Annotated in this window: 16 protein-coding genes and 1 pseudogene; 13 read left to right on the forward strand and 4 right to left on the reverse strand. The window is 64.9% G+C overall.

Features of this window, described 5'->3' with window-relative positions; all coding sequences use genetic code 11:
* The first annotated feature begins 152 nt into the window (after positions 1–152).
* The 4 genes from IPM18_09160 (at position 153) to IPM18_09175 (ending at position 3,275) form a co-directional block, all read left to right on the forward strand.
* Positions 153–1,196 (forward strand): IS110 family transposase, encoded by a 1,044-nt coding sequence (locus IPM18_09160; protein MBK9119752.1) that lies wholly within the window; start codon positions 153–155, stop codon positions 1,194–1,196.
* Between the two features lie 463 nt (positions 1,197–1,659).
* The gene (locus IPM18_09165) at positions 1,660–1,833 is read left to right on the forward strand and encodes an addiction module protein (protein MBK9119753.1); all 174 of its coding nucleotides are present in this window, start codon (positions 1,660–1,662) and stop codon (positions 1,831–1,833) included.
* Between the two features lie 435 nt (positions 1,834–2,268).
* Positions 2,269–2,946 carry an AAA family ATPase gene (locus IPM18_09170; protein ID MBK9119754.1) on the forward strand — a complete coding sequence of 226 codons (678 nt, stop codon included), beginning with the start codon at positions 2,269–2,271 and terminating at the stop codon, positions 2,944–2,946.
* A gap of 17 nt (positions 2,947–2,963) precedes the next feature.
* Positions 2,964–3,275, forward strand: coding sequence for a hypothetical protein (locus IPM18_09175; GenBank protein ID MBK9119755.1), 312 nt, complete (start codon positions 2,964–2,966; stop codon positions 3,273–3,275).
* Here the strand turns inward: IPM18_09175 and IPM18_09180 are convergent.
* The 4 genes from IPM18_09180 to IPM18_09195 all read right to left on the reverse strand — a co-directional run bounded on the left by IPM18_09180 (position 3,263) and on the right by IPM18_09195 (position 6,215).
* Complete coding sequence (locus tag IPM18_09180; protein MBK9119756.1) at positions 3,263–3,946, reverse strand: hypothetical protein; 684 nt, start codon at positions 3,944–3,946, stop codon at positions 3,263–3,265. The two genes, IPM18_09175 and IPM18_09180, sit on opposite strands and share 13 nt — an antisense overlap.
* Before the next feature lie 568 nt (positions 3,947–4,514).
* A complete protein-coding gene (locus tag IPM18_09185; protein MBK9119757.1) occupies positions 4,515–5,126 on the reverse strand; it encodes a hypothetical protein in 612 nt (203 codons plus the stop codon).
* A complete protein-coding gene (locus tag IPM18_09190; protein MBK9119758.1) occupies positions 5,123–5,761 on the reverse strand; it encodes a PEP-CTERM sorting domain-containing protein in 639 nt (212 codons plus the stop codon). Before IPM18_09190 ends, IPM18_09185 begins: the two co-directional genes overlap by 4 nt.
* Positions 5,762–5,918: 157 nt before the next feature.
* Positions 5,919–6,215 (reverse strand): hypothetical protein, encoded by a 297-nt coding sequence (locus IPM18_09195; protein MBK9119759.1) that lies wholly within the window; start codon positions 6,213–6,215, stop codon positions 5,919–5,921.
* Between the two features lie 293 nt (positions 6,216–6,508).
* Between IPM18_09195 and IPM18_09200 the strand changes: the two genes are divergently transcribed.
* The 9 genes and pseudogenes from IPM18_09200 (at position 6,509) to IPM18_09240 (ending at position 24,243) form a co-directional block, all read left to right on the forward strand.
* Positions 6,509–6,826, forward strand: coding sequence for a hypothetical protein (locus IPM18_09200; protein MBK9119760.1), 318 nt, complete (start codon positions 6,509–6,511; stop codon positions 6,824–6,826).
* Between the two features lie 50 nt (positions 6,827–6,876).
* Positions 6,877–11,978, forward strand: a pseudogene (locus tag IPM18_09205) (DEAD/DEAH box helicase family protein).
* A 162-nt stretch (positions 11,979–12,140) separates the two neighbouring features.
* Positions 12,141–13,406, forward strand: a complete 1,266-nt coding sequence (locus tag IPM18_09210) for a DUF2130 domain-containing protein (protein ID MBK9119761.1) — start codon at positions 12,141–12,143, stop codon at positions 13,404–13,406.
* A 33-nt stretch (positions 13,407–13,439) separates the two neighbouring features.
* On the forward strand, positions 13,440–15,278 hold the full coding sequence (locus IPM18_09215; protein ID MBK9119762.1) for an AAA family ATPase: 1,839 nt from the start codon (positions 13,440–13,442) through the stop codon (positions 15,276–15,278).
* Positions 15,275–17,143 carry a UvrD-helicase domain-containing protein gene (locus IPM18_09220; GenBank protein MBK9119763.1) on the forward strand — a complete coding sequence of 623 codons (1,869 nt, stop codon included), beginning with the start codon at positions 15,275–15,277 and terminating at the stop codon, positions 17,141–17,143. The genes IPM18_09215 and IPM18_09220 overlap by 4 nt, the downstream gene beginning before the upstream one ends.
* Before the next feature lie 511 nt (positions 17,144–17,654).
* Positions 17,655–18,473: a DUF1738 domain-containing protein gene (locus tag IPM18_09225; GenBank protein MBK9119764.1), complete on the forward strand. Its 819-nt coding sequence runs from the start codon at positions 17,655–17,657 to the stop codon at positions 18,471–18,473.
* Positions 18,474–18,817: 344 nt separating this feature from the next.
* Positions 18,818–19,093: an HTH domain-containing protein gene (locus tag IPM18_09230; GenBank protein ID MBK9119765.1), complete on the forward strand. Its 276-nt coding sequence runs from the start codon at positions 18,818–18,820 to the stop codon at positions 19,091–19,093.
* 3 nt (positions 19,094–19,096) lie between these two features.
* Positions 19,097–22,606, forward strand: a complete 3,510-nt coding sequence (locus tag IPM18_09235; GenBank protein ID MBK9119766.1) for a DUF3883 domain-containing protein — start codon at positions 19,097–19,099, stop codon at positions 22,604–22,606.
* Entirely contained in the window at positions 22,603–24,243 is a 1,641-nt protein-coding gene (locus IPM18_09240) for a putative DNA binding domain-containing protein (protein MBK9119767.1), read from the forward strand. The genes IPM18_09235 and IPM18_09240 overlap by 4 nt, the downstream gene beginning before the upstream one ends.
* The last annotated feature ends 45 nt before the right edge of the window (positions 24,244–24,288 follow it).

Genomic DNA, 24,288 nt, shown 5'->3' on the forward strand with positions numbered 1-24,288 from the left:
CGCAGTAGTCTCCACGAGGCCATCGAGAATGCGCTCGCAGACAAAAGTTGTGCAGATTCCGTAATTGCGCAATTTGCGTATTGCTTGGGGCTGTGCTCCAGATGGCGGTGCTCGCCGGAGCACTTCAACCATCAACAACGGAGTCACAGCCCATGAACGTGTATATTGGATTTGATATCTCATTGCAATCGACGCACATCTGCGTCGTGGACGACGAAGGCAATCTGGTTCGGGAAGGCGTCGAACGGTCGGAGATCGCCGACCTTGACGGCTGGCTACGCAAGCACAGCCAGAAATGGGCCATCGAGCGGATTGTCTTTGAAACCGGACAGTTGAGCGCCCATCTCTACCACGGGCTACGGAAGTCGTGGCCGGTGGTTTGCATTGATGCCCGGCATGCCCACGGCACGCTTAAGGCGCAGCGGATCAAGAACGACCGCAACGATGCGCGCGGACTTGCCCAGATTGCCCGAACGGGCTGGTACAAGGCCGTTCACGTCAAGTCCGAGGAATGCCAGGCGCTCCGCGCCTTGGTCGGAGGGAGAAAGGAACTGGTGATGCTCCGCCTTGGCCTGGAGAACCACATCCGTGGCAGGCTCAAGGCAGTCGGCATTAAGCTCGGCGCTGTGACCACCGCCGCCTTTTCCACCAAGGTGAAGGGCTCGCTCGACGATGAGAACCCGCTCTTCAGGCAGGCCGTGCTCACGCTGCTCCAGGCGCGCGACGACCTGTTGGCCAGGCAGCGCGTGCTGGACAAGCAATGCGTCAGCATTGCCAGGGCCGACCCGGTGTGCAAACGCCTGATCACTGTACCGGGCGTCGGGTCCATCACCGCGCTGTCATTCCGGGCGGAGATCGATGACCCGCTACGGTTCCGCAAGTCCCGCGACGTGGGCGTGCATCTCGGGCTGACACCGAAGCGATACGCGTCCGGCGAAACGGATCGATCGGGCGGCATCAGCAAGTGCGGCAACCGTGCGCTGCGCACGCTGTTGTTCGAGGCCTCGGTGACGATGCTCACGCGCAGCAATCGCTGGAGCCGGCTCAAGGCATGGGGCGTGCGGCTCGCGCAACGGACCAGCTTCAAGGCGGCCTCCGTCGCGCTCGCCCGCAAGATCGCCATCGTCATGCACCGCATGTGGGTAGACGGGAGGGACTTCGCCTATGGGGAACCGCCTGCCCTGCAAGCGGCGTGACCGGAGGATACTGAACGCCGGCAGCCGGTAGAGACGCAACCGGCGACGGCAGATGAAGGAGAGAACGAGTCGCGGGGCAATACGCGGAAAAGCGCTTGCAAACGGACGTTCACGACTGCGGGCAACAGTTCGTATCCCCGACACTCCATCCGACCGAATCCTGTGGCTGGGCCTGTCCCAGACCGCGTAGAGCAGACCGGTCCTCCGATCATCAGGCTTGCCGCCTGCATCACTGGCGCCGACACGAGCCGGCCGGGGAGCATGAGGGAGATGTTGCGGGAACCATCGTGACCGCGCGTGACAGATCGTGCCCCTGGTCACCTGAGCGCAAGGAACCCCGGTAGAATCCCCGCAGCTGCGACTGCGAACAACAGATGGGTGTTCGAGCGCTGGCCGGCCGGGCATGCCCGGCCGGCAACCAGTATTTTTGCTCTGAAACTTGACATCCACCCGTGCGCCATCCATGCTCGACCGCATGCTGAAAGCCGCCAACGACAATAGGTACCTCCCGCCTCTCACGCCCGAACAACTCGCTGAGCTGGACCGGCGCTGCGCGGAGGCCGATGTCGGCCTCGCTCCCGGCGAGCCCTGGGAGGTCGTAATGCAGCGGCTCCTGGACACTCCACCCCGCCGCTGACGCATCCGATCTACCCGCCAGTCATATACCCAACTGAACCGCTGTACATGCCACAAAACGATTGACAGGCACTGCCGCGACATGCACAAACAACATGGTCCCTCAATGCGCAATTAGAGCAGACGTCTCCCCTAAGCGGTGCTTAGGACTTCTTTCACCGTGAAAGCCTGCTGGCTGGCAAGCTGTCATGCTTGCAGGCTGGCTTACCGTCCTGACGGCGTGCATGCAGGCGCGAATGCATGACGGCATGCTCTCCATCCTGTCGGCAGGCTTGCTGGCATGAAGGCCGGATGCCATGACGGCTTGACGGCTGGCAATCATGCAGGCAGGAGTGCAGTCGGTCTTGCCGTCCAGCTTGCGGGCCTGAATGCCGGCATGACGGCCATCAACAAATAGTGCTTGCCATCCGGCATGCAATCGTGCTAGCTGTCAGGCATGATAATCGCCGTGGCGAACTCCAAGGGCGGGGTCGGGAAATCGACGCTCGCCGTTCACCTGGCCGCTTGGCTCGACAAGCAGGGCCACCGGGTGACGCTGGCCGACTGCGACACGCAGCAGTCGTCGTCGCAGTGGATTCGCGAGGCGGCGCCGCAGGTCAAGACGCTGTGCATGCGCGAACCGGACACCATCATCAACGAGCTGCCGATGCTCGCCCAGGAGACCGATTACGTCGTGGCCGACGGTCCCGGCAGTCTTGCCGAGACCAGCCGGGCGCTGCTGCTCGTGGCCGACCAGGCCATCGTGCCGTGCAAGGCGTCCATGCTGGAGATTCGCGCCCTGGACGCCGCGACCAAGGTGCTCCGCCAGGCGCAGAAGATCCGCGTCGGCCCGCCGAAGGCGACCATCGTGCTCAGCATGGTGGGGAAGAACTACCGGCTCACGCAGGACATGCGCGAGGCCGCAGCGCTGCTCAAGCTGCCGATCACGCCGACCTTCATGACGCTGCGCCAGATATACGCCGATGCGCCCGGCCAGGCGGCCGTTGTCTGGCACATGGGCTCGCGCGCCAGGGAAGCCGCCGTCGAGGTGGAGCGCCTGTTCCGCGAGCTGCTGCCGGAGGCAGCGGCATCGTCGCGCCCGGCCGGGCGTAAACGCCAGGCTGTGGCGACGTAGCGGAGGGGAGGGGACGCATGGCCGAACGCCGCTCACTCGCCGAGGGACTCAAGGCCACGCCGAAGGTGGACACCGTGGTCGCACGCGAGTTCGTGTACGAGGGGAAGCCCGGCGCGGCGCCGCCGGAGATCAAACCGCAGACGCAGGCCCCGGCCGCGCCGGTCATCAACCGCGTCTCGCTGAGCACGCGCATCCGCGACGACTACGCCAAGGCGCTCAAGCGCGCCTCGCTGGAACGCCAGTTGAAAGGCGTCGAGCCGAACACCTTGCAGGACATCCTGGAGCAGGCCATCGAGCCGTGGCTCCGCTCGAACGGCTACCTCTCCTGATCGCTGACCGCCAGATCGCTCCCGCTGTCGGACTCGATCGCCGGGTCGGCAACGCCGCCCGCATCATCCGCCGGGACGGGCGAGGGGAGGGCGGCCACGTCGCCGAGTTGCAGTTCCTGCTGGCGGCTCGATCCCTTGAGATGGTACGAGCGGACGAAGGCCAGCCGGTCGCCGTTGAACATGAAGCGGATGTTGACGAAGAAGACGCCGTCGCTCGGGCTGCGGTAGAGGAACTCTTTTTCGAGCAGTTCACGCACGCCGCGCTGGTAGGTGCGGTCATTGATACCGTGATCCTTGGCGAGGTACTGGTTGAGCTTGATCTCGTCGGAGCCGGGATTGGCCCGCATCTCGTGGTAGACCAGCTCGAAGACCTGCATGCCCGTCTTGGACAGGTCGGCGGCCTGCTTGATGCCGTCGAGGAACAGCTTGACGAAGCGGCTGGAGTCCACTTCCTCCTCCCACCAGAAGCCCATGCCGCCGAGGCCCTTGATCTCGCCGCTGCTGTTGTCCACGATCACCGAGCCCTTGCCGCCCGGCACATGGAATCGCTTGGTGCGCGTCGTCATTCCGTTCGTCGCCGGCACACTCGGGTTCGTGCGGTAGACCGGGAAGCCACGCTTCGTGCTCACCTGGTTCGCGGAAAATACCTGATTCTGTCGTGCTTCCGTCATTCTCTGCCTCCGATTCTGTCACTTGACAGACAGCACACTGGCACATGACCGACAGAGGCGCAAGGGGATTTTGACGGTTCTCCGACCGGTCCTGACGGTCGCCCGACAAATCGTGACGGTTCGGATCGAGCAAGATCAACAGGTTGCACCCGTGGCCTTTCTTATACTTCAATACCAGGCATCACGGCCGACGCCGAGCGCGCATCCACGGCGCTGGTCGAGGCGGCGGCCCGTACGCCCACCTGAAGAACGGCGCCGCCTGTGGGTAACACTCCGCAAGCCGCAGCAGCCGCAGTGAGCAGGCGACACCAGTGTTCCCGAGCGTTGCACAGACCGTGCAGGAAGCTGTGGCTTGAGTCGCGGAAAGGCCGGAATGGCATTCAGGGAAGGATTCGGATTTGCGGACAGGTACTGCGCCTCAATAGAGGCTCGTAGAAGCGGAGAATCGACCTTGAGGCAACGTCAACCGCCTGAAGATACTCTTCGACCCCTCAGGGACGATTTCTCGCGGAATGGGATTGATGCAGGCACGGGAGCATCGAACAGCACCAGGCAGACCGCGGCCCCCTTACGACCGGGTAGCCGAAGGTCCACTGCTCGGCATGTCGAGCGACGACCGCTCAACGCTTCGTTCGTCGGACTGTGCAGCCCAGCGAACACCTTTGCGGCTATTGCGGGAGACGACCGAGTTGCCCTTGCAGGTTGGACAGGCAAACCTCGGCGCCTTCGTCCATCTGCCGACCGCAGTGCCCAGGAGAACAACCGCGAACCCTGCACCGAGCGAGCGCCTGTCCAGTCCGGACATCACTACGTTCAGAAGAACCAAGGCGACCACGATTCCGACGGCCACGTTCACCGCTGCACGAGCGCGCGACGGCGCACAGGCGATGCCCTTGTCGTGCGGAAAGACACCACACTCCGAGCATACAAGGTGGTTCGCAAACGCCGCCGCCTCAGCATCGCTACGCCGTTGCCAACGTGCCACGATCCGAAGCCCGTAGATCAGCGCCGCGAGCGACACGATCAAGCCAGCCGCGATCAGCAGTGGCGATTGACGATCGACGCCCGCAGCCGACAGGATCATGCCCAGGAGAAAGGCGGCGACCAGACCAACGGCGACGCCGACGCCGTGGAGCAACCGGGCCAACAACGAACGAGCGGGTGAGGGTGCGGTGTTCATCGTCGCGCCTCCCTCCGTCGCCGCATCCCGGTGAGGCCCATCAGGGAGAGCAGCGCCAGCGATCCGGGTTCCGGCACGGCAGCGGTGATGATGCGGATCTCGTCGTACGCCGCGCCGAACTTGAGCGTGAAGTCCAGCCGCGTCCGGTCCCCGGATATCTCGAACATGTCGAGCGAGCCGGGCGGCAGTTCCAGCCGCCTGCCGGGGCTGTTGCCGTAGGTCACGCCCGGACGGCCGAGCATGTCATCCGTGCCGTTCATCGAGGCGGTGTGGATCAGCACGCTCAAGTTCGGCGCGTCGAACACGACGTAGCCGGAGAGCAGCGCGTCGAAGCCGTCCACCGAGTCGGCGTGGAACAGGTAGCTCTGCACCGCCGTCCCGGCCGACACGAACCCCGGCACGAGCAGCGACTCGTAGTCCACCAGGCCGGTGTTGACGTGGTCGAGCGCCAGGTCGGAAAGCAGCGTCGTCTGGCGCTCGAAGAAGCCGCGAATCTCCGTGTCGCTCTCCCACTGGTTGAGCGCGATGCTGGCCGGCGGCTCGGCGAGAACGGCCGCGCCGCCGACCTCGATGATGTCGGCGGCGGCGTGTGAGGCGAGCATGGTAACGACGGTGAAAACGAATCCGAGCCGCATGTTCTTTCTCTCCGGGGCGTCGGGGGCAGAGCGCCAGATACTCCCGCGGCACGCACGCGGGAACTGTCCGCGTTTTGGGGACACCCGAGTATAGCGGCTCTGCTTAGGTGTGCCAACGACCCGCGGAAAAAAACGTCTACTGCCGACCAAGCAGCCCCTACAGCACTCCGCGTACCAGGGCCTCGCCCGGCTCATCCACGCCAGGGCGGACGAGCTGGGCCTGTCGGTCCGGGCGCTCGCCGAGCGCCTGTCCCGCCCCCGGACCACGGTCCACAAGACCCTGACCGGCCAGCGCCGCCTGGACCCGATCGAATTCCTCGACTGGTGCGAGGCGCTGGAGTGGGATGATCCGCTCGCAATCCTCCGCTCCATCCGCCGGCGTTGACCCGTCGGAAGCGCGGCGGTTTCCCGGGCGGTGCAGTTTGGGGTTGATTCGTCGGCGAGAGTGTGGCATGTGAGTACGCCACAACTCACACCACCAACTCCATGCCTCGTCATTCCCGCCCCGCGTGTATCGAATCATCCGTCATTCCTGTCATGGCCGCGTCTCCCGGCGCTGCCGTCCCAGGTGGTGACGCCCATGCGCCCGAGCGGACGGACGCATGCGGAACGGGCGGGCACGACGCGCCGTGACCATGCGCAGAAGGTCACGCCCAGGGTCAGAAACACCGCTGCTGTTTCCGGTCGATTCGGACGACACGGCCGTCGCGCTGGAGGACGCACCGCAGCAACAGGAAGGAACCCGCCATGTCGTACAAAACGATCATCCTCGAACTCCTGCAGCGCAGCCCGCAACTGCACGAGCAGCTCCGCCGCGGCCGGATGCTGCTGACGGCCACGGAGTCGCTGGCGACGGCGCTGAAGGCGCGGCACGAGTCGCTGAAGGACCAACTCTCGGCGACGAAGCCGGATCACGACCCGGCCCAGACGGCGAGCATGGCGATGGAGATCGCGGTGCAGGAGATGGAGCATCGTTTGCAGGCCGCGTTTCCGGCGGAAGGGCAGGGACGGCTCTCGCTCGACGCCGCGATGGCGTTCGTCCGCAGTCTCACGTCGCGCGTCTGAGACACGGGCGCGGCCCGACGCTGTGGGATCTGCCGCCGCCGCCAGCCCGGATGGACGAGGAAGATGCGGCTCCCGGCGCCGGCGAACGACTCAGCCACCCGCCCGACACATCGGAAGAGCAGAACGAGCAGCCGCCCGGCGGCACACACGCGCCGATCGCCCAGGTCGCCGGCGGCGAGAAGGAAAAGGCCCGCGACATCCTCGCGGCCATCCGCACGCTGAAGGCCATCGAGCACGAAAAGCGGCAAGCTACGCCCGAAGAGAAACGCATCCTTGCGAAGTTTCCCGGCTTCGGACCCGTCGCCCTGTCGATCTTTCCTGACCCGGTGACGGGACGCTACAAGGACGCCGGCTGGCAGCTGCTCGGCGAGGAGCTGAAGGCGCTGCTCACGCCTGCCGAATACGACAGCGCCAAGCGCACCACCTTCAACGCCTTCTATACGTCGCCGACCGTCATCGGGGCGATTCACGACGCCATCGCGCGGCTCGGTGTGCCCGAGGACGGGCTGATCCTCGAACCCGGCTGCGGCGTCGGCAACTTCATGAGCCAGGGGAGCGGTCGGCACCGCTTCATCGGCGTCGAACTGGACTCGATTTCGGGGCGGATTGCCCGGTCGCTGCACCCAGAGCATGACATCCGCATCGAGTACTTCCGAGACACCAAGCTGCCGGAAGACCGCATCGACGCCGCAGTCGGCAACGTGCCGTTTGCCGACATCCGGCTCGACTATCACGGGCAGAAGCTCGCCCTTCACGATTTCTTCATCGCCAGGTCGGTGGATGCGCTGCGCCCCCGCGGCGTGCTGGCCGTGGTCACGTCGCACTTCACGCTCGACAAGCAGAATGCCGCGATCCGTGAGTACCTCGCCTCGAAGGCCGACTTCGTGGGCGCGATCCGCCTGCCGTCCGACGCCTTCAAGCGCGAAGGCACCGCCGTCGTCACCGACATCCTCTTCCTGCGCAAGCGTGCTCCCGGCGAGCCGGAGCATCACGCCGACCCCGACTGGCTCGGCGTCGCCCCCCTGGAGATCGAGGGCGTCAAAGTCCAGGTCAACCGCTACTTCCTCAGCCACCCGGAGATGGTGCTCGGCGACTGGAGCCGCAAGGACACGCTCTACGGCGGGGAAGGGTACAGCATCCGCGGAACCGGCGACCTCGCCGCGAAGCTGAAGGATGCCGTTCAACGCCTGCCGGCGTTCGCGCCGCAGCGGGCGGAGCCGACGACCGACGAACCCGCCCCGGCGTTCACGCCGCCGCCGCCCGAAAAGCACGTGGGCGAAGGCAGTTTCTTCGTCGCCAGCGACCAGTCCATCAATCAGCTTGTCAACGGCCAGGCCGTGCCCGTCGTGTATGGCGGCGCCGCGCTCAAGGCGGGCGGCGCGCTCACCGGCCGCAGGCTGGCCGCGCTGATCGGCCTGCGCGACTGCGCCCGCCGCGTGCTGCAATCGCAGAACGAGGACTGGCCCGGCGAGAGCCGCGAGGACGCCCGCCGTGAACTGGGCCGCGCCTACGACCGTTTCCAGCGCACGTACGGCCCGATCAACAAGACCACCTTCAGCGAGTCCCGCGACGGCAGCGTGATCCGCCGCCGGCCCAACCTGGTGAAGTTCCTCGAGGACCCCGACGCCATGCTGGTCATGTCGCTGGAGGAGTACGACGAGGTGACGGGCAAGGCGGCGAAGGCCGCGATCATGACCAAAGACGTGGTGGGGCGCACGCCGCCCGTCACCCACGTCAGAAGCGCCGAGGAGGGTTTGCTCGTCTCGCTCAACCAGCGGGGCAGGGTGGACCTGCCCTTCATTGCGGAGCTTTACGGCAAGCCGGAGCAGCAGGTCATCGCCGAACTGGGCGACCTGGTCTATCACGACCCCGAGTCGCGGGCGTGGCAGACCGCCGACGACTACCTGTCCGGCAACGTCCGAGCGAAGTTGCCCAAGGCGGAGAGGGCCGGCCCGGAATACGCCCGCAACGCCGAGGCCCTGCGCCGCGTGCAGCCCGAGGACGTGCTGCCCGGCGACATCGACGCCAATCTCGGCGCGCCGTGGATACCGGCATCCGACATCCAGGCGTTCGCGGCCGACCTGTTCCACGTCGAGCCGGAAGCCGTCCCCGTCGCTCATCTTGAAAAGGATGCCGTATGGAGCCTGGACGCCGGCCATGCAGCCAAGGCATCCGTCGCCGCCACGTCTGATTACGGCACCGCCCGCGCCAACGGCGCGTGGCTGCTGGAACTGGCCCTCAACATGAAGTCGCCGACCATCTACGACGTGATCGACCACGGGGACAAGGAGGAGCGCGTCGTCAACCAGGAGGAGACAATGGCCGCGCGCGAGAAGCAGAAGCTCATCAAGGAGCGCTTCCGCGCCTGGGTGTTCGCCGACCCGGAGCGCACCGAGCGGCTGGTACGCACATACAACGACACCTACAACAACCTGCGACCGCGACTGTTCGACGGCTCGCACCTCGACTTCCCCGGCATGAACCGGACGATTTCTCTGCGGCCGCACCAGACCGCCGCCGTGTGGCGCGGCATGAGTTCCGGCAATACGCTGCTTGCCCACGCCGTCGGCGCCGGCAAGACGTTCACCATGGCCGCGACCGGGATGAAGATGAAGCAGGCGGGTCTCGTCAAGAAGCCGATGTACGTCGTGCCCAACCACCTGCTGGAGCAGTTCGCCCGCGAGTTCATGCAGCTCTACCCGAACGCGAAGCTGCTCGTCGCCACGAAGGACGACCTGCGCCGCGACCGCCGCAAGCTGCTCACCGCCAAGATCGCCAGCGGCGACTGGGACGGCATCCTCGTCACCCATTCCTCGTTCGAGCGGATCGGCATGTCGCGGGAGTACCAGGAGAAGTTCCTGACCGGGCAGATCGCCGAGTACGACGAGCTGCTCTGCCAGCACGCCGGCGCCAAGGGCGCAAACCGGAACATCATCAAGCAGATCGAGAAGCAGAAGGCCGCCCGCGTCGAGCGGCTGAAAGACCTGCTTGCCCGGGAGAAGAAGGACGACGGACTCGTCTTCGACGAGCTGGGCGTCGATCATGTTTTTATCGACGAGGCGCATTTCTTCAAGAACCTGGAGACGCCGACCAAGATGGAGCGCGTCGCCGGCATCCAGACCGGCGGCAGCGAACGCGCCTTCGACGTGTACATGAAGGCGAGCTACCTGGGCGAGCAGCACCCCGGCCACGGCGTGACCTTTGCCACCGGCACGCCGGTCTCGAACACGATGGTCGAGATGTACACCATGCAGCGTTTTCTCGACCCGGCCGGACTCAAGAGCCGCGGCTTGGAGCACTTCGACGCCTGGGCCGCCACCTTCGGCGAGGTCATCGACACGATGGAGATTTCACCGGACGGCGCGTCGCTCCGTCCGCGCAGCCGCTTTGCCAAGTTCACCAACCTGCCGGAACTCCAGCAGATGTTCCGCGCCTTCTCGGATGTTCAAACCGCCGGGATGCTCAACCTGCCCACGCCGAAGCTGGAAACCGGCAAGGCGATTGTCGTGGCATGTCCCATGTCCGACGAACAGCACTCCTTGCAGGACAAGCTCGTGCAGCGCTACGAACGATTGCGCACGGAGAAGGTGGACCCGCGCGAGGACAACGCGCTCAACATCACCACCGACGGCCGCAAGCTGGCGCTTGACGGACGGATGCTCTCCGTCACGGCGACCGACCACCCCGGCTCGAAGATCAACCGCCTGGTCGAGCACGTCGCCGAAATCTGGCAACGAACCGCCGCCACGCGCGGCACGCAGATGATCTTCTGCGACATGGGCGTCCACCCGACGCCGTGGGGCTATTCAGCGTATGACGACGTGACGGAGAAACTCGTCGCGGCCGGCGTACCCCGGTCGCAGATCGCCGCCATCGGCGACGCCGATTCCGACGCCAAGAAACAGGCGCTGTTCGAGAAGGTCCGCAACGGCTCGGTGCGCGTGCTGATCGGCAGCACGCAGAAGATGGGCACCGGCACCAACGTCCAGCAGCGGCTGGTCGCCCTGCATCACCTGGACGCACCGTGGAAGCCGGCCGAGGTCGAGCAGCGCGAGGGCCGCATCCTGCGCCAGGGCAACACAAACGACGAAGTCGCGGTCTACCGCTACGTCACCGAAGGCTCGTTCGACGCCTACATGTGGCAGGCGCTCGAAACGAAAGCCCGGTTCATCGGGCAGGTCATCACCGGCAACAACGCCGCCCGCCGCGCCGAGGACGTGGGCGGGCAGGAACTTTCCTACGCCGAAGTGAAGGCGATTGCATCGGGCAACCCGGCGGTCCTGACGCTCGCCGAGGCCGACGCCGAGTTGCAGCGGTTGTCGCTGCTGCGCAAGAACCACCTCGACGAGCAGTACGTTGCCCGCCGCAGCGTGCGCGACCTGCCGGGCAGGATCGGCAGGTATTCCGAGCGGTTAGCGAGCCTCCACGCCGACCACGCCACCGTCATGGCTCACGCCGGCGACGACATCGTCATCGGGGACCGCGCGTACCAGCGCGAGGACGCAGCGGCCGTGCTCGGCAAACGCCTGGAGGCGCTGCCGCAGGCGGTCCGCGAGGAGCAGCGCGTCCCGCTCGGCGTGTACCGGGGCTGCGCTTCTGCCTCGTGCTCTGCCCGCAGTTCCCGCCGGAGGTCTATCTCGAAGGCGCCACCACCCGCATGGACCGCCTCACCCGTGGCAGCCACGGCCCGCGCGCCGTGCTCAACGCCCTCGACCGCCTGTGCAACGGGTATGGCGGCGAGGTGTCCCGACTCCGGCAGGACCTTTCCATCGCCGAGACGCAGCTACGCGATTACCAGGCCCGCATCGGCAATCCGTTCATCCACGAAGCGTACCAGGCGGAGCTGACCCGCCTGCGTGACCAACTCAAAGCCCGCTTGGCCGGCATGACGCCGGAATCGGAAACCGACTCGACACCGGCGACTACCGCTGAACTGGCCGAGAGGATCAAGTCGCTGAAGGCCGAGCACACCATCGAAGCGGCGCCCGAGCGTACCGGCACCCGTCATTTCGACGCCGAGGAACCCGTCACGACGCGCATCCGCCGTCGTGGCGATTCGGAGCCGCCTCCGAAGCCGCCGGAAGACGCGCGGAGTATGTTCTGGCGTAGTTTCACTGCACCGAGAAGGGAACCTGCTTCCATCGGGGTCTGACGTTGTGCGGGCGCGAGTGAGGGCCGCGGCGGTCACGATTGGTGCCAGCGGGGTCACTTCCGTTGAATCCGGCAACCACGACGGGCCCTGCGGCATTGACTCGCCCGCGCTTCGGTGATACGTCCGAATCGACTAGAATCGCTGCCAAACCGGGGTTGCCGCATGACCGAACCGACCATCCTCTGCCCCAACTGCAAGACCGAGATCAAGCTCACGGAGTCGCTCGCGGCGCCGTTGCTTGAATCGACCCGCAAACAGTTCGAGCAGCGGCTCGCCCAGAAGGAATCGGAGATCGGCAAGCGGGAAGCAGCGGTCAAGGAGCAACAGGCATCGCTCGCCAAGGCCCAGGAATCCATCGACGACCAGGTTGCCGCCAGGCTGAAAACCGAGCGTGCAGTGATCGCTGCAGCCGAGGCCAAGAAGGCCCGCGACGCTGTTGCCGATGACATCGCCAAGGCACAGCAGGAGAAATCCGCGACCGAGGCTGCGCTCAAAGACCGGGACGCGAAGCTGGCCGAAGCCCGGAAGAACGAGCTTGAACTTCGGCAGGACCGCCAGCGGCTCCAGGAGGAGAAGGAGCAGTTCGAGCTTGAGAAGCAGCGGGCCATCGACGCCGAACGGGCGAAGATTCGTGAGTCGGCACAAAAGGACGCCGACGAGCAGGCCCGCCTGAGAATCGCCGAGAAGGACAAGACGATCACGGATTTGCAGACGAAGTTGCAGGACGCCCTGCGCAAGGCCGAGCAGGGCTCGCAGCAGCTTCAAGGCGAAATCCAGGAGCTTGAACTAGAGGCCATCCTGCGCGAGAAGTTTCCACGGGACACCATCGAGCCGGTCGCGAAGGGCGAGCACGGCGGGGACGTGCTGCATCGCGTGTTCGGGCCGTCAGGTCAGCCTTGCGGCACCATCCTCTGGGAGTCGAAGCGCACGAAGAACTGGAGCGACGGCTGGCTCGCCAAGGTCCGCGAGGACATGCGCGCCGCCGGCGCCGAAGTCGCCATCGTCGCGTCGCACGTGCTCCCGAAGGACACCGACCCGTTCAGCCTGATCGACGGGGTCTGGGTCACGTCATTCAAGTGCGCCGTGCCCGTTGCCGTCGCGCTGCGCCACACGCTGATTGAACTCGCCGCGACCAGGGCGGCGGGTGAGGGGCAGCAGACGAAGATGGAAATGGTCTACCAGTACCTCACCGGCCCGCGCTTCCGCCACCGCGTCCAGGCGATTGTGGAGAAGTTCACCGACATGCAGGATGATCTGGAGAAAGAGCGCAAGGTCATGACCAAGCATTGGGCGAAGCGCGAGGAGCAGATTCGCGGTGTCATCGAATCGACCGCCGGCATGTACGGCGACCTCCAGGGCATCGCGGGAAAGACGCTCCAGGAGATCGACGGATTGGACATGAAGATGTTGGAAGCAGAACAAGGCTAACGCCAATCGCAATCACCAGGAGCGTCTGGAACGATGTACTTATCGACCGTCGAGATCACGAACTTCCGGTCGCTCAAGGAGCTACGGCTCGACCTCCAAGCAGGTCTGAACGTTCTGGTTGGTCGCAACAACACAGGCAAGACGAATCTGCTCCAGGCAATCCGTCATGCGCTTGGACCAGGCGCGTCACGTGGTGATGCTCTATGGCTCGAACGTGACGATTTCTACCGAGAGTCGTCGAAAGACACGACTGAGCGCACAATTTCCGTCACATTGACCTTCGCCGGGTTGTCGGACGCCCAGCGCGCCCACTTTTTCGAGATCGTCGATTTTGACCTCGCCGACCTCCCGAAGTCCAAGGCGATCATTCGCTTTGAGGCATCGTGGCCTAAGGGGAAACGCCAGGCGTCAATCAAGCGAACAGGTGGTCCTCCAACGGCCGAGCCTCCGGAGGTTCCGACCAAGCTCTTGGAGTCATTGCCGATAACATTTCTTCCAGCACTCCGCAACGCGGAAGCATCGTTGGCCCCGGGATACCGGAGCCGGCTTGCTCTTCTTCTTCGAGACTTGGCCGAGCGAAAGGGCGGCAGCACCCAGGCCGATATCGAGGCCATCTACACCAAGGCGAATGCCGACCTGGAGCAGCGCCCACTTATCAGCGAGACGAAGCAATCGCTTCAGACGACCACCAGGGACCTCGCAGGCAGCGATTACTCGGCGTCGGCGGTCAAGGCTGCTGAGGTCGAATTCGAGAGGATTCTTCGCACACTGCAAGTACAGATGGACGGTGCGCCAATCGGTGCGTTGGACGCCAATGGGCTGGGGTACAACAACCTCCTGTACATGGCGGTCGTGCTTGAACACCTCAAGTCGCCCGACCCAGACGAGAGCCCCCTGTTTCTCATTGAGGAGCCGGAAGCGCACCTTCACCCTCAACTGACAATGCTCCTTGCTGATTATCTCGCCAACAAGACGCCAGGCACGAGTACGCCGCAGACGATCGTGACGACGCATTCCCCAACGCTGGCCGCAAGTGTCCCGCCGAGCCGCGTACTTGTGCTGTTTACAGATCACACAACTCGCCAACTCCGCTGCAACAGCGTCGCCAAGGCCAGCATGGACGACAAAGAGCAGGGTGAGCTGCAACGGATGATGGACATCACCAGGGCAACCCTTTACTTTGCAAAGGCGGCGCTTCTTGTTGAAGGCATTTCGGAATCGCTGCTGGTCCCCGTATTGGCAAGACGGCTCGGCCACGATTTGGCCAAACTACACATTTCAGTAATCCCGATTTGCGGTGTCGCATTTGAGACATTCAAGAAGCTGCTTGACTCCCAGGTGCTCGGAATCCCCGCTGCGCTCGTGACCGATGCTGATCCGCCAGTGCCGGCCGACACGGCCTGGAAAGAGGCCACGCCAGAATCCGAGAACGGGAGCTTCAAGCTGTCCGACCGCACGACAAAGCTCGTGTCCCTCTTCACATCGCACCCTACCGTAAGGGTGTTCCACTCTAGACTCACGCTTGAATACGACCTTGCCGAGGCCGGCGACGGAAACGCGAGCATCATGGCCGGAGTTTGGGAGGGGTGCTTCGCAACGCGGCCACGTACCTTCAACAAAGAGCTTGTCGCTGACGCTGGTACCACCAAGCAAGCAAAGGCGCTTGTCGCGTGGCGTGGAATCTGCCGGGCGAATCCGACGTGCAGCAAGGCCGAGTTCTCGCACCGCCTTGCGGCTCAACTCGACAGGCGCAGTGCCACAGGCGAGTTCAGTGACACCTTCGACGTACCCGATTACTTGAAGCACGCGATTGAGTATGTAGTGGCCAGCGTCACCCCACCCGCTTCGACTCCTGGAGACGCTGGCGTATGACAACACCCACGCTCGAACAGGCGGCGGTGCTCGACAGCACAGCGCGCGTGCGAGTCGTTCGCGCAGCGCCCGGAAGCGGCAAGACATGGCTCGTTGCAGAGTTGATTCGACGTGAGTTGGACCATTGGGCGACAACGACGAACGGCATCGCCGCGCTCTCATTCACGCGAGTCGGCGGCGACGAAATCCGCAGAGCCGTTGGCCACGAACTCACCCACCCGCACTTCGTCGGAACCATCGACGCATTCCTCTTCCGATACGTCGTTCGCCCGTTTCTCCGCCGTTGCTGTCCGACCTTCGCCGATCCCCGCTTGGTTCCGGGAGAGTGGGGAGCGGAGCATTGGAGCAACTACGCACGGAACCAAAAGACCACAGTGGGTCAGGGTATCAATCTCTTTGGGTGTGTGTGCATAGATGAGCATCAAGGAGAAGCAGTAGTAGCTCACAAACCACACCCGGCTCAACCGCTTCGACGACTCACGGGCAACGACTTGTCTCAAGTAAAGACAGCGAAGAAGAGCATTTGGGAACGCAGCGGTCAGCTTACGCACTCGGATGCCGCCCTCTGGGCCAGCAAAGTACTAGACCATCAGACGTGGGGGCACGCAGTTCGTGCCGAAATCGTTCGGCGCTTCCCGCTCCTGATCGTTGATGAACTTCAGGACACAGGACACTTCCTGGGCAAGAGCGTTCGACTGCTTCTTGGCGAAGCGGCGGTTCGCGGGGTATTGGTGGGCGACCCTGACCAAGCCATTTACGAGTTCAACGGTGCCAGGCCCGATTTGTTCAGCCGCTTTGAGTCCATGGCGGGTGCCTTTACGTTTCCGCTCGCGAGCAGCCGACGATGCACCGCGGCTGTTTGCGACGCGGCAAAGCACGTCAAGGACTCCGGAGGTGTAATCGGTCCTGCACAAGGCAGGCATGGCCGAGCGATTCTTGTGCGATATGGCAACATGCAGTCGGATATCCCCTGCATCGTTGACGCAGTTCGAGGGAACCGAAGCGACGTGCGCCTCAAGGTCGTCGCGCGCGGACGCGCGACCGTCGAAGACCTTGCAGGACGGCACGTCGAAACCCCTCCATCTCTGTGGTGTCGTCCTCTCACCCATATCCATCGTGCCGTTGTCCTCTTTCGGCAAGGCAAGAATGTGGCCGCACTCGTTGCGGCCAGAGCAGCGCTTGAACTTGCCGTGTTCGGGCACGAGGGCGCAAGCGACAAAACGCTGACCGACTCCAAGATTGACTCTCGCGACTGGAAAGCGCTTGCCGTGCGATGCCTTTTGCGGGCCAACGCGATCGTCACATCCGGCACGCTGTTCGACTGGCAAACGGCAGCCGGTGAGGCCCTCGACACGGAACTCATCGCATTCAAGCTGGACCCAGCTCTCGACTTCGCGAACGGAAAGCTCACTCCACAGAAACGAGCCGGCTGGGACAGATTGGTTGCTGCTTTCGTATCGCAACCAGGCTCAGAAGCACCAGCCCTCGTCGGCGTGCCGGTCCTGACTGTTCACGGCGTCAAGGGTGAGACTCACGACCTGACGGTATTTGTGTGTCCGCCGACTACCCAACCTGCTCGATGTCCATCTGCCGTGTGGTGGTCAGCAAACGATGAGGATCGTGAGGAGAAGCGTATCGCCTACGTCGCCATGACCCGGACGCAGGGTGACTTGATAGTGTGCGTCTCAGATGCGTGCTACCAACGGTTCATCGACAACAGAGGGCCGTTCGTCGCCGCCTTTGAGAGCATGACAGTTGAAGGGTTCGTCGCCGCGCTGGCCCAGGGTGTCGGTGTGCCCCCAGCTCCCGGCTCTGATTTCGATGTCGGCCAAGTTCGGGACGAGGTCGCCACGATTCCCGTCTGACGCTCCGACTGTCCGTCTATCTGAAAACGACTGACGCGGCACATAACGCTTGCCGCCCACTGCCTTCGCCAAGCAGCATGGGCGTGACGACCCCTTTCGCCCGAAGCAGCGCCGCGGCCACTTGCATCCGTTCGCCTCGACCCGCGTCGGGCAGAGGCAGCAAACCCGCACGCCGTTCCGCATCGTGAACCCGCCAGCATCGGCATCAGGTGATCGCTGCGCACTCGCATCGGCGTTGACGTAGGCCGCCGGCGATTCCGCTTGTCCCGGCTTTCAGTCGCGCCGCTTCGGCCGTCGCCGCTGCGCTTCCCGCCTCCGAGTCATGCACGCCTCACGCCGGACGCGGCTATCGCCGCCCTGCGGGTTCCGTCCGTCATTCGTCCTGCACCGCTTCGCGGGACTCTCCGGCGTGCTGCCGGCCTGCGCGCCGCTCGCTCCTTTGCCACCCGCGAGTGGCCCCTCGTGCCTTGCGAAGGGGCCGCACATCGCGGGTCCCGGCAAGGAGCAAACCATGAAAGCCGAACAAGCCAAGAAGATCGCCGACCAGGCCCTCGAACAACTCGCCGAAGCGCTCAAGAGCGGACGCAGCGAGGAACTCACCCGCTACCTCGCCATGCTGGCACGGTTCCACAAGTACAGCTTCGGGAACGTCATGCTGATCCTCTCGCAGATGCCCGACGCGACGCACGTCGCAGGCTTCCACACCTGGCGTCAGATGGGACGCTTCGTCAAGAGGGGCGAGAAGGGCATCGTCATCATCGCGCCGATGGTCCTGCGCAAGCAGGACGACCAGGCGAAGGACGGCGACAAGCCCGAATCCATCCTCCGCTTCCGCGGCGTCTACGTCTTCGACGTGTCGCAGACCGACGGCGAGCCGCTCCCCGAGCCGACCCGCATCAACGGCGACCCCGGCGCCCACATCGACCGCCTGTGCCAGGTCATCGCCGGGCGCGGCATCACGCTCGACAACGCCGACGTGCCGTCCGATGCCCTGGGAGTTTCCCGGGGCGGCCGCATCAGCATCCGTCCCGGCCTGGAGCCGGCCGTCGAGTTCTCCGTCACTGTCCACGAGTTCGCCCACGAGCTGCTCCACCGCGGCAAGGACCGCCCGGCCAGCAAGACCGTCCGCGAAACCGAGGCCGAGGCCGTCGCCTTCGTCGTCTGCCAGGCGATCGGCCTGGAGACCGGCACCGCCGCCAGCGACTACATCCAGCTCTTCGACGGCAAGACCGAAACGCTGGCGCAGTCCCTCGACCGCATCCAGCACATCGCCGCCGAGATCATCGCGGCGCTCCACGACGCCCCCGACGAGCAGGCGCACGCCGCCTGACTCTTCACCGCACCCCGGCGGGCAGCCGCCGGGGTGTCTTTCTGTTGGAAGAGGCGGCGCGCGACACGGAGCGGGGACAGGGCCGCGAGGCATTCGCGAATTGTGCCGCAGCCTGTGGCAGAATCGTCGGGCAAGCCAGGGAAAGCCAATGGTGCCACCGCCGGTGGCACAATTGCAGCCTCCGGCGCGTCCAGCTTCGGATTGCCAGCCCCGACCCACCGATCCCGCTGATGGTGCGGAGACGCGGCCCTCGCCCTCTACCCCCTCCGAGCAGATACGCAAGCAGGGTTGACATGTCTATCATGCTCCGATAGACAGGTAGCGGCGGTCAGGAGGCCCCGCGGATGCTTTACCAACGATCCCTCGACATCGAACGGCGACTGGAGACCGTGCTCGGCATGATCCGCAAGGGTTCCTATTCCACGCCGCGAATTGCCGAGGAACTCGGCGTGTCCATCCCGACCGTATCGCGCGACGTGACCGCCCTGCGGCAGCGCGGGCACGACATCCGGTCCGAGCGGGGCGAGGACGGCTGGCGCTATGTCCTCGTCTCCGGCGAGAACAACCGCCGACAGAAACGCGGCGGACCAGCAACCGCGCCACGCGGGGAGGGCCGCTGACGCATGGCGAATCTCGAAACGATTACGCGCGGCGCAGCCGTACGCGGCATCCTCCCGGACTCGCTCGTCACCGTCAGCGACGTGCGCTGGATCGGTACCGTCGCGATCGAGGTCACGTACAAGGACGCCGCCGGCAAACTCGGCAACGAACTGCTTTACCGCGACCGCGAACCCACGCTCGAAATCGTCGAAGCGGGACGCCCGTGGAGCTTCGATGGCGACGCCGGCCTGTTCCGCCTGCTGTCGGAGGCGAACCGCATCCGGCTGGCCTACCTGTTCGACCCGCTGCTGGCGGTCCACACGTCGCTGGTCGAGCCGTTGCCGCACCAGATCACCGCCGTCTACAGCGAAATGCTCTTGCGGCAGCCGCTCCGCTTCCTGCTCGCCGACGATCCCGGCGCCGGCAAGACCATCATGACGGGCCTGCTGATCAAGGAACTGGTCGCCCGCGGCGACCTTCAACGCTGCCTGATCGTCTGCCCCGGCAATCTCGCCGAGCAGTGGCAGGACGAACTGGACCGCCGGTTCCACTTGCCGTTCGACATCATGACGAACGACGCACTGGAAGCCGCGCGGACGGGCAACTGGTTCACGGAAACCCCGCTGGCGATCTGTCGGCTCGACAAGTTGAGCCGCGACGAGGACACCCAGGCCAAGTTGCAGCAGACGGACTGGGATCTGATCGTCTGCGACGAGGCACACAAGCTCAGTGCCACCTACTTCGGCAACGAGGTCAAGTACACGAAGCGTTACCGGCTCGGCCAGGAGCTTTCGACGCTCACGCGGCACTTCCTGTTGCTGACTGCCACGCCGCACAACGGCAAGGAGGCGGACTTCCAACTGTTCATGGCGCTCTTGGACGGCGACCGCTTCGAGGGCAAGTTCCGCGACGGCGTTCACGTCACCGACTCATCCGACATGATGCGCCGCCTGGTCAAGGAGCAGTTGCTCAAGTTCGACGGCACGCCGCTCTTCCCGGAGCGTCGCGCCTACACGGTCAACTACGCGCTCTCCGACGCCGAGGCCGACCTGTACAAGCAGGTCACCGACTATGTCCGGGAGGAGTTCAACCGCGCCGAGGCGCTGGAGAACGAAGGCCGCAAGGGAACGGTCGGCTTCGCGCTGACCATCCTGCAACGCCGGCTGGCATCGTCGCCGGCGGCCATCTACCAGTCGCTTCGCCGCCGGCGCGAACGCCTTGAGAAGCGCCTCCGCGAGGAGCAGTTGCTCAAGCGCGGCGCGGAGGCAGGCATCGACCTGACGGTCGGCCTGCCGGCGTTGACGGCCGACGACATCGACGATCTGGAAGACGCCCCGGACAAGGAGATCGAGGACACCGAAGAGCACGTCGTCGATCAGGCGTCCGCCGCCCGCACCATTACGGAACTGAAGGCCGAAATCACCCAGTTGCAGGACTTGGAGCGCACGGCGCTGCGCGTCCGTCAGTCCGGGACGGACCGCAAATGGGACGAACTCTCGCGGCTGTTGCAGAACAAGTCCGAAATGTTCGACGCGCACGGCCACCGCCGCAAGCTCGTCATCTTCACCGAACACCGCGACACGTTGAACTACCTTGCAGAGAGGATCGGAGCGCTGATCGGCAAGCCCGAGGCCGTCGTCATCATCCACGGCGGCATCGGTCGGGAGGAACGCCGCAAGGCGCAGGAATCCTTCACGCAGGACAAGGAGGTCGAGATCCTTGTCGCCACCGACGCCGCTGGCGAAGGCATCAACCTTCAGCGCGCCCACCTGATGGTCAACTACGACCTACCGTGGAACCCGAACCGACTCGAACAGCGCTTCGGCCGCATCCACCGCATCGGCCAGACCGAGGTCTGCCACCTGTGGAACCTCGTCGCCAAGGACACCCGTGAGGGGGAGGTCTACTACCGGCTTCTGGAAAAGCTGGACGAGGAGCGCAATGCACTCGGTGGCCAGGTGTTCGATGTTCTCGGTCAAGTGACCTTCGAGGACAAGCCGCTCCGCCAACTGTTGCTCGAAGCCATCCGCTACGGCGACCAGCCCGAAGTCCGAGCCAGGCTGTATCAGGTCGTGGACAAGGCCCTCGACCGGCAGCACCTTCGCGAGTTGGTCGAGGGGCGCGCGCTGACTCACGATGCGATGGACGTGTCGAAGGTCCGACAGATTCGCGAGGACATGGAGCGGGCCGAAGCCCGCCGGCTGCAACCGCACTTCATCGCCGCATTCTTCCTTGAAGCGTTCAAACTGCTCGGCGGAGCGATCCACGAGCGCGAGGCAAAGCGCTACGAGATCAAGCATGTGCCGGCCGTCATCCGCACCCGCGACCGAGAGATCGGCCGCGGTGACACTGTCCTCTCCCGTTACGAACGCATCACGTTCGAGAAGGCACTCATCAGCGTTCCCGGCAAGCCGCTGGCCGCGTTCGTGTGCCCCGGCCATCCGCTGTTGGACGCCACGCTTGACCTCGTGATCGAGCGACACCGCGACTTGCTCAAGCGCGGCGCCATCCTCATCGACGAAACCGACGCCGGCGAGCAGCCGCGGACATTGCTCTACCTGGAGCACGCCATTCAGGACGCCCGCACCGACCGCGCCGGCAACCGCCGCGTCGTCTCCAAGCGCTTGCAGTTCGTTGAGATCGACGCCGACGGAAATGCCGCGAACGCCGGCCCGGCCCCGTATCTCGACTACCGGCCGCCCACCGAGGACGAGGCCAGTGCGATCGCACAGGTGCCGCTCCCCGATTGGGTCCGTGGCGACCTCGAATCGCGGGCGATGGAGCACGCCGCGATTCACATGGTTCCTCAGCACCTTGACGAACTCCGGCGGCGCAAGGAGGAACTCCTCGACAAGACCAAGGCCGCGGTGCAGGACCGGCTCACCAAGGAGATCAACTACTGGGACCACCGTGCGGCGCAGCTCAAGGACCAGGAACTCGCCGGCAAGGTCAACGCCAAGCTCAACTCTGGGCTGGCGAGGCAGCGGGCGGACGAACTGACCGCCCGCTTGCAGAAGCGTCTCACCGAGATCGAGCAGGAGCGCAAGCTCGCGGCCTTGCCGCCGGTGGTGCTCGGCGGCGCGCTCGTCGTCCCCGTCGGCCTGCTGCGCCGGCTACGAGGGGAACCCGCTGATACTCCTTCGGAATTCGCGATCGACACCGAGCGATCGGAACGGTTGGCGATGGACGCCGTGGCGGAGATCGAGCGCCGGCTCGGCTTCGTCCCGCGAGATGTGAGCGCGCAGAACCTCGGCTACGACATCGAATCAGCCATTCCCGGCACGGGCCTGCTGCGGTTCCTCGAGGTCAAAGGCCGCGTGCAGGGCGCGAAGACCGTCACCATCACCAAGAACGAAATCCTCACCGCACTGAACAAGCCGGACGAGTTCATTCTCGCCATCGCCGTCATCGACGGCGACCGGGCCGACGTGCGATATGTCCGCAGGCCCTTCGAGAAGGAACCGGACTTCAAGGCCACCAGCGTCAACTACGACCTGTCGGCGCTCCTGGCGCAAGCGGAGGCGCCGGCATGACCGTCACCCTCCAGCAATTGCAGCAGTGGCTCACGAGCCGTGAGAACGAGCACCTTGAGTTCAAGGAGGCCAAGAGCAACTTCCACTTCGACAAGCTCGTCAAATACTGCGCCGCGCTCGCCAACGAAGGCGGCGGCTCCATCGTGCTGGGCGTGACGGACAAACGCCCCCGCAAGGTCGTGGGAAGCCGCGTCTTCACGGAACTGGAACGAACCAAGGCCGGGTTGATCGAACGGCTCCGGCTTCGCATCGATGGCTACGAGATCGCGCACCCTGACGGCCGCGTCGTGGTCTTCACCGCGCCATCGCGCCCCATTGGCGTACCGATTTCCGTCGAGGGCGCGTATTGGATGCGGGCCGGCGAAGACCTTGCCCCGATGACGCCGGACATGCTCCGCCGCATCTTCGACGAGGCCGGCCCGGATTACTCGGCCGAGGTCTGCCGCGGCGCGACGCTCGCCGACCTCGAGCCTGCCGCGATAACGGCATTCCGCACCCGCTGGGCCAGGCATTCCGGCAACAAATCGATCACCAAGCGGCCCGTGGAGACGCTGTTGCAGGACGCCGAACTCATTCTGCCTGCCGGCATCACCTACGCGGCGCTCATTCTGCTCGGCACGCGCGCCGCACTCGGCCGCTTTCTCGCGCAGGCCGAGGTCATATTCGAGTACCGGGCGAAGGCTCGCCCCGGCCCTGCGAATCAGCGCGAGGAATTCCGCCAGGGGTTCTTCTTCTTCTACGACCGGGTGTGGGAGCTGGTGAACCTGCGAAATGACACGCAGCATTTCCAGGAGCGCCTCGTGATGCACCCCGTGCCGACGTTCAGCGAGATCGCGGTGCGCGAGGCGCTGCTGAATGCCGTCAGCCACCGCGACTACCGCCACGCCGGATCGGTCTTCGTCCGCCAGTATCCTCGCCGCATCGAGATCGTCAGCCCCGGCGGCTTCCCACCCGGCATCACAGCGGACAACATCCTCGACCAGCAGTTGCCTCGTAACCGTCGCATCGCCGAAACCTTTGCCCGCTGCGGTCTGGTCGAGCGCTCCGGCCAGGGCGCCGACCGGATCGTCGAAGAATGCGTCCGCCACGGCAAGCGTCTGCCGGACTACTCCCGCTCCGACGACAATCAGGTCTGGCTCACCCTCGACGGCGAGATTCGGGACGAGAAGTTCCTGAAGTACCTGGAGCGCGTCGGCGAGGAGACGCTCGATACCCTCGATCCGCACGACTTCCTGGTCCTGTCGTCCGTTGCGGAGGGCAAACGCCTCTCGACCGAACTTCAGCAGCACGTGCCGTCCCTGATCGAGAAGGGTCTCCTCGAACGCATCGGTCGCGGGAAGCCGATCCTCGCGCGCAAGCTCTACCAGCCCGAAGGCGAGTCTGCCGTCGCCGCCCGCAATCGGGAGTCGGTCCGCGACCAGACCAAGGCTCGGCTCATGCGGCACATCACGTCGAACCGGAAGACCGGCAGTTCGCTCAGGGAGTTGATGGCTGTCGTCCCCGATCTGACCCGCAATCAGGTCCAGGACCTGCTGAAGGAGCTGCGCCGAGAGGGCAAGTCGCACCCCGTCGGGGCCACCAGGTCGGCCCGCTGGTATCCCGGCGGCGAGACGGAGATTGCGGGAGGGAGACGATGATCCACGCAATTCCCCCGCAATCCGTCGCTCCCCAGGGCCTTGAAA

The sequence above is a fragment of the Phycisphaerales bacterium genome (assembly GCA_016716475.1).
Taxonomy (GTDB): Bacteria; Planctomycetota; Phycisphaerae; order UBA1845; family Fen-1342; genus JADJWG01.

What these genes read in the sequence shown, in the direction of transcription:
- IPM18_09160 (MBK9119752.1), top strand. Translation starts at nt 153, where the DNA reads ATGAACGTGTATATTGGATTTGATATCTCATTGCAATCGACGCACATC.
- IPM18_09165 (MBK9119753.1), top strand. Translation starts at nt 1,660, where the DNA reads ATGCTCGACCGCATGCTGAAAGCCGCCAACGACAATAGGTACCTCCCG.
- IPM18_09170 (MBK9119754.1), top strand. Translation starts at nt 2,269, where the DNA reads ATGATAATCGCCGTGGCGAACTCCAAGGGCGGGGTCGGGAAATCGACG.
- IPM18_09175 (MBK9119755.1), top strand. Translation starts at nt 2,964, where the DNA reads ATGGCCGAACGCCGCTCACTCGCCGAGGGACTCAAGGCCACGCCGAAG.
- IPM18_09180 (MBK9119756.1), bottom strand. Translation starts at nt 3,946, where the DNA reads ATGACGGAAGCACGACAGAATCAGGTATTTTCCGCGAACCAGGTGAGC.
- IPM18_09185 (MBK9119757.1), bottom strand. Translation starts at nt 5,126, where the DNA reads ATGAACACCGCACCCTCACCCGCTCGTTCGTTGTTGGCCCGGTTGCTC.
- IPM18_09190 (MBK9119758.1), bottom strand. Translation starts at nt 5,761, where the DNA reads ATGCGGCTCGGATTCGTTTTCACCGTCGTTACCATGCTCGCCTCACAC.
- IPM18_09195 (MBK9119759.1), bottom strand. Translation starts at nt 6,215, where the DNA reads ATGCCACACTCTCGCCGACGAATCAACCCCAAACTGCACCGCCCGGGA.
- IPM18_09200 (MBK9119760.1), top strand. Translation starts at nt 6,509, where the DNA reads ATGTCGTACAAAACGATCATCCTCGAACTCCTGCAGCGCAGCCCGCAA.
- IPM18_09210 (MBK9119761.1), top strand. Translation starts at nt 12,141, where the DNA reads ATGACCGAACCGACCATCCTCTGCCCCAACTGCAAGACCGAGATCAAG.
- IPM18_09215 (MBK9119762.1), top strand. Translation starts at nt 13,440, where the DNA reads ATGTACTTATCGACCGTCGAGATCACGAACTTCCGGTCGCTCAAGGAG.
- IPM18_09220 (MBK9119763.1), top strand. Translation starts at nt 15,275, where the DNA reads ATGACAACACCCACGCTCGAACAGGCGGCGGTGCTCGACAGCACAGCG.
- IPM18_09225 (MBK9119764.1), top strand. Translation starts at nt 17,655, where the DNA reads ATGAAAGCCGAACAAGCCAAGAAGATCGCCGACCAGGCCCTCGAACAA.
- IPM18_09230 (MBK9119765.1), top strand. Translation starts at nt 18,818, where the DNA reads ATGCTTTACCAACGATCCCTCGACATCGAACGGCGACTGGAGACCGTG.
- IPM18_09235 (MBK9119766.1), top strand. Translation starts at nt 19,097, where the DNA reads ATGGCGAATCTCGAAACGATTACGCGCGGCGCAGCCGTACGCGGCATC.
- IPM18_09240 (MBK9119767.1), top strand. Translation starts at nt 22,603, where the DNA reads ATGACCGTCACCCTCCAGCAATTGCAGCAGTGGCTCACGAGCCGTGAG.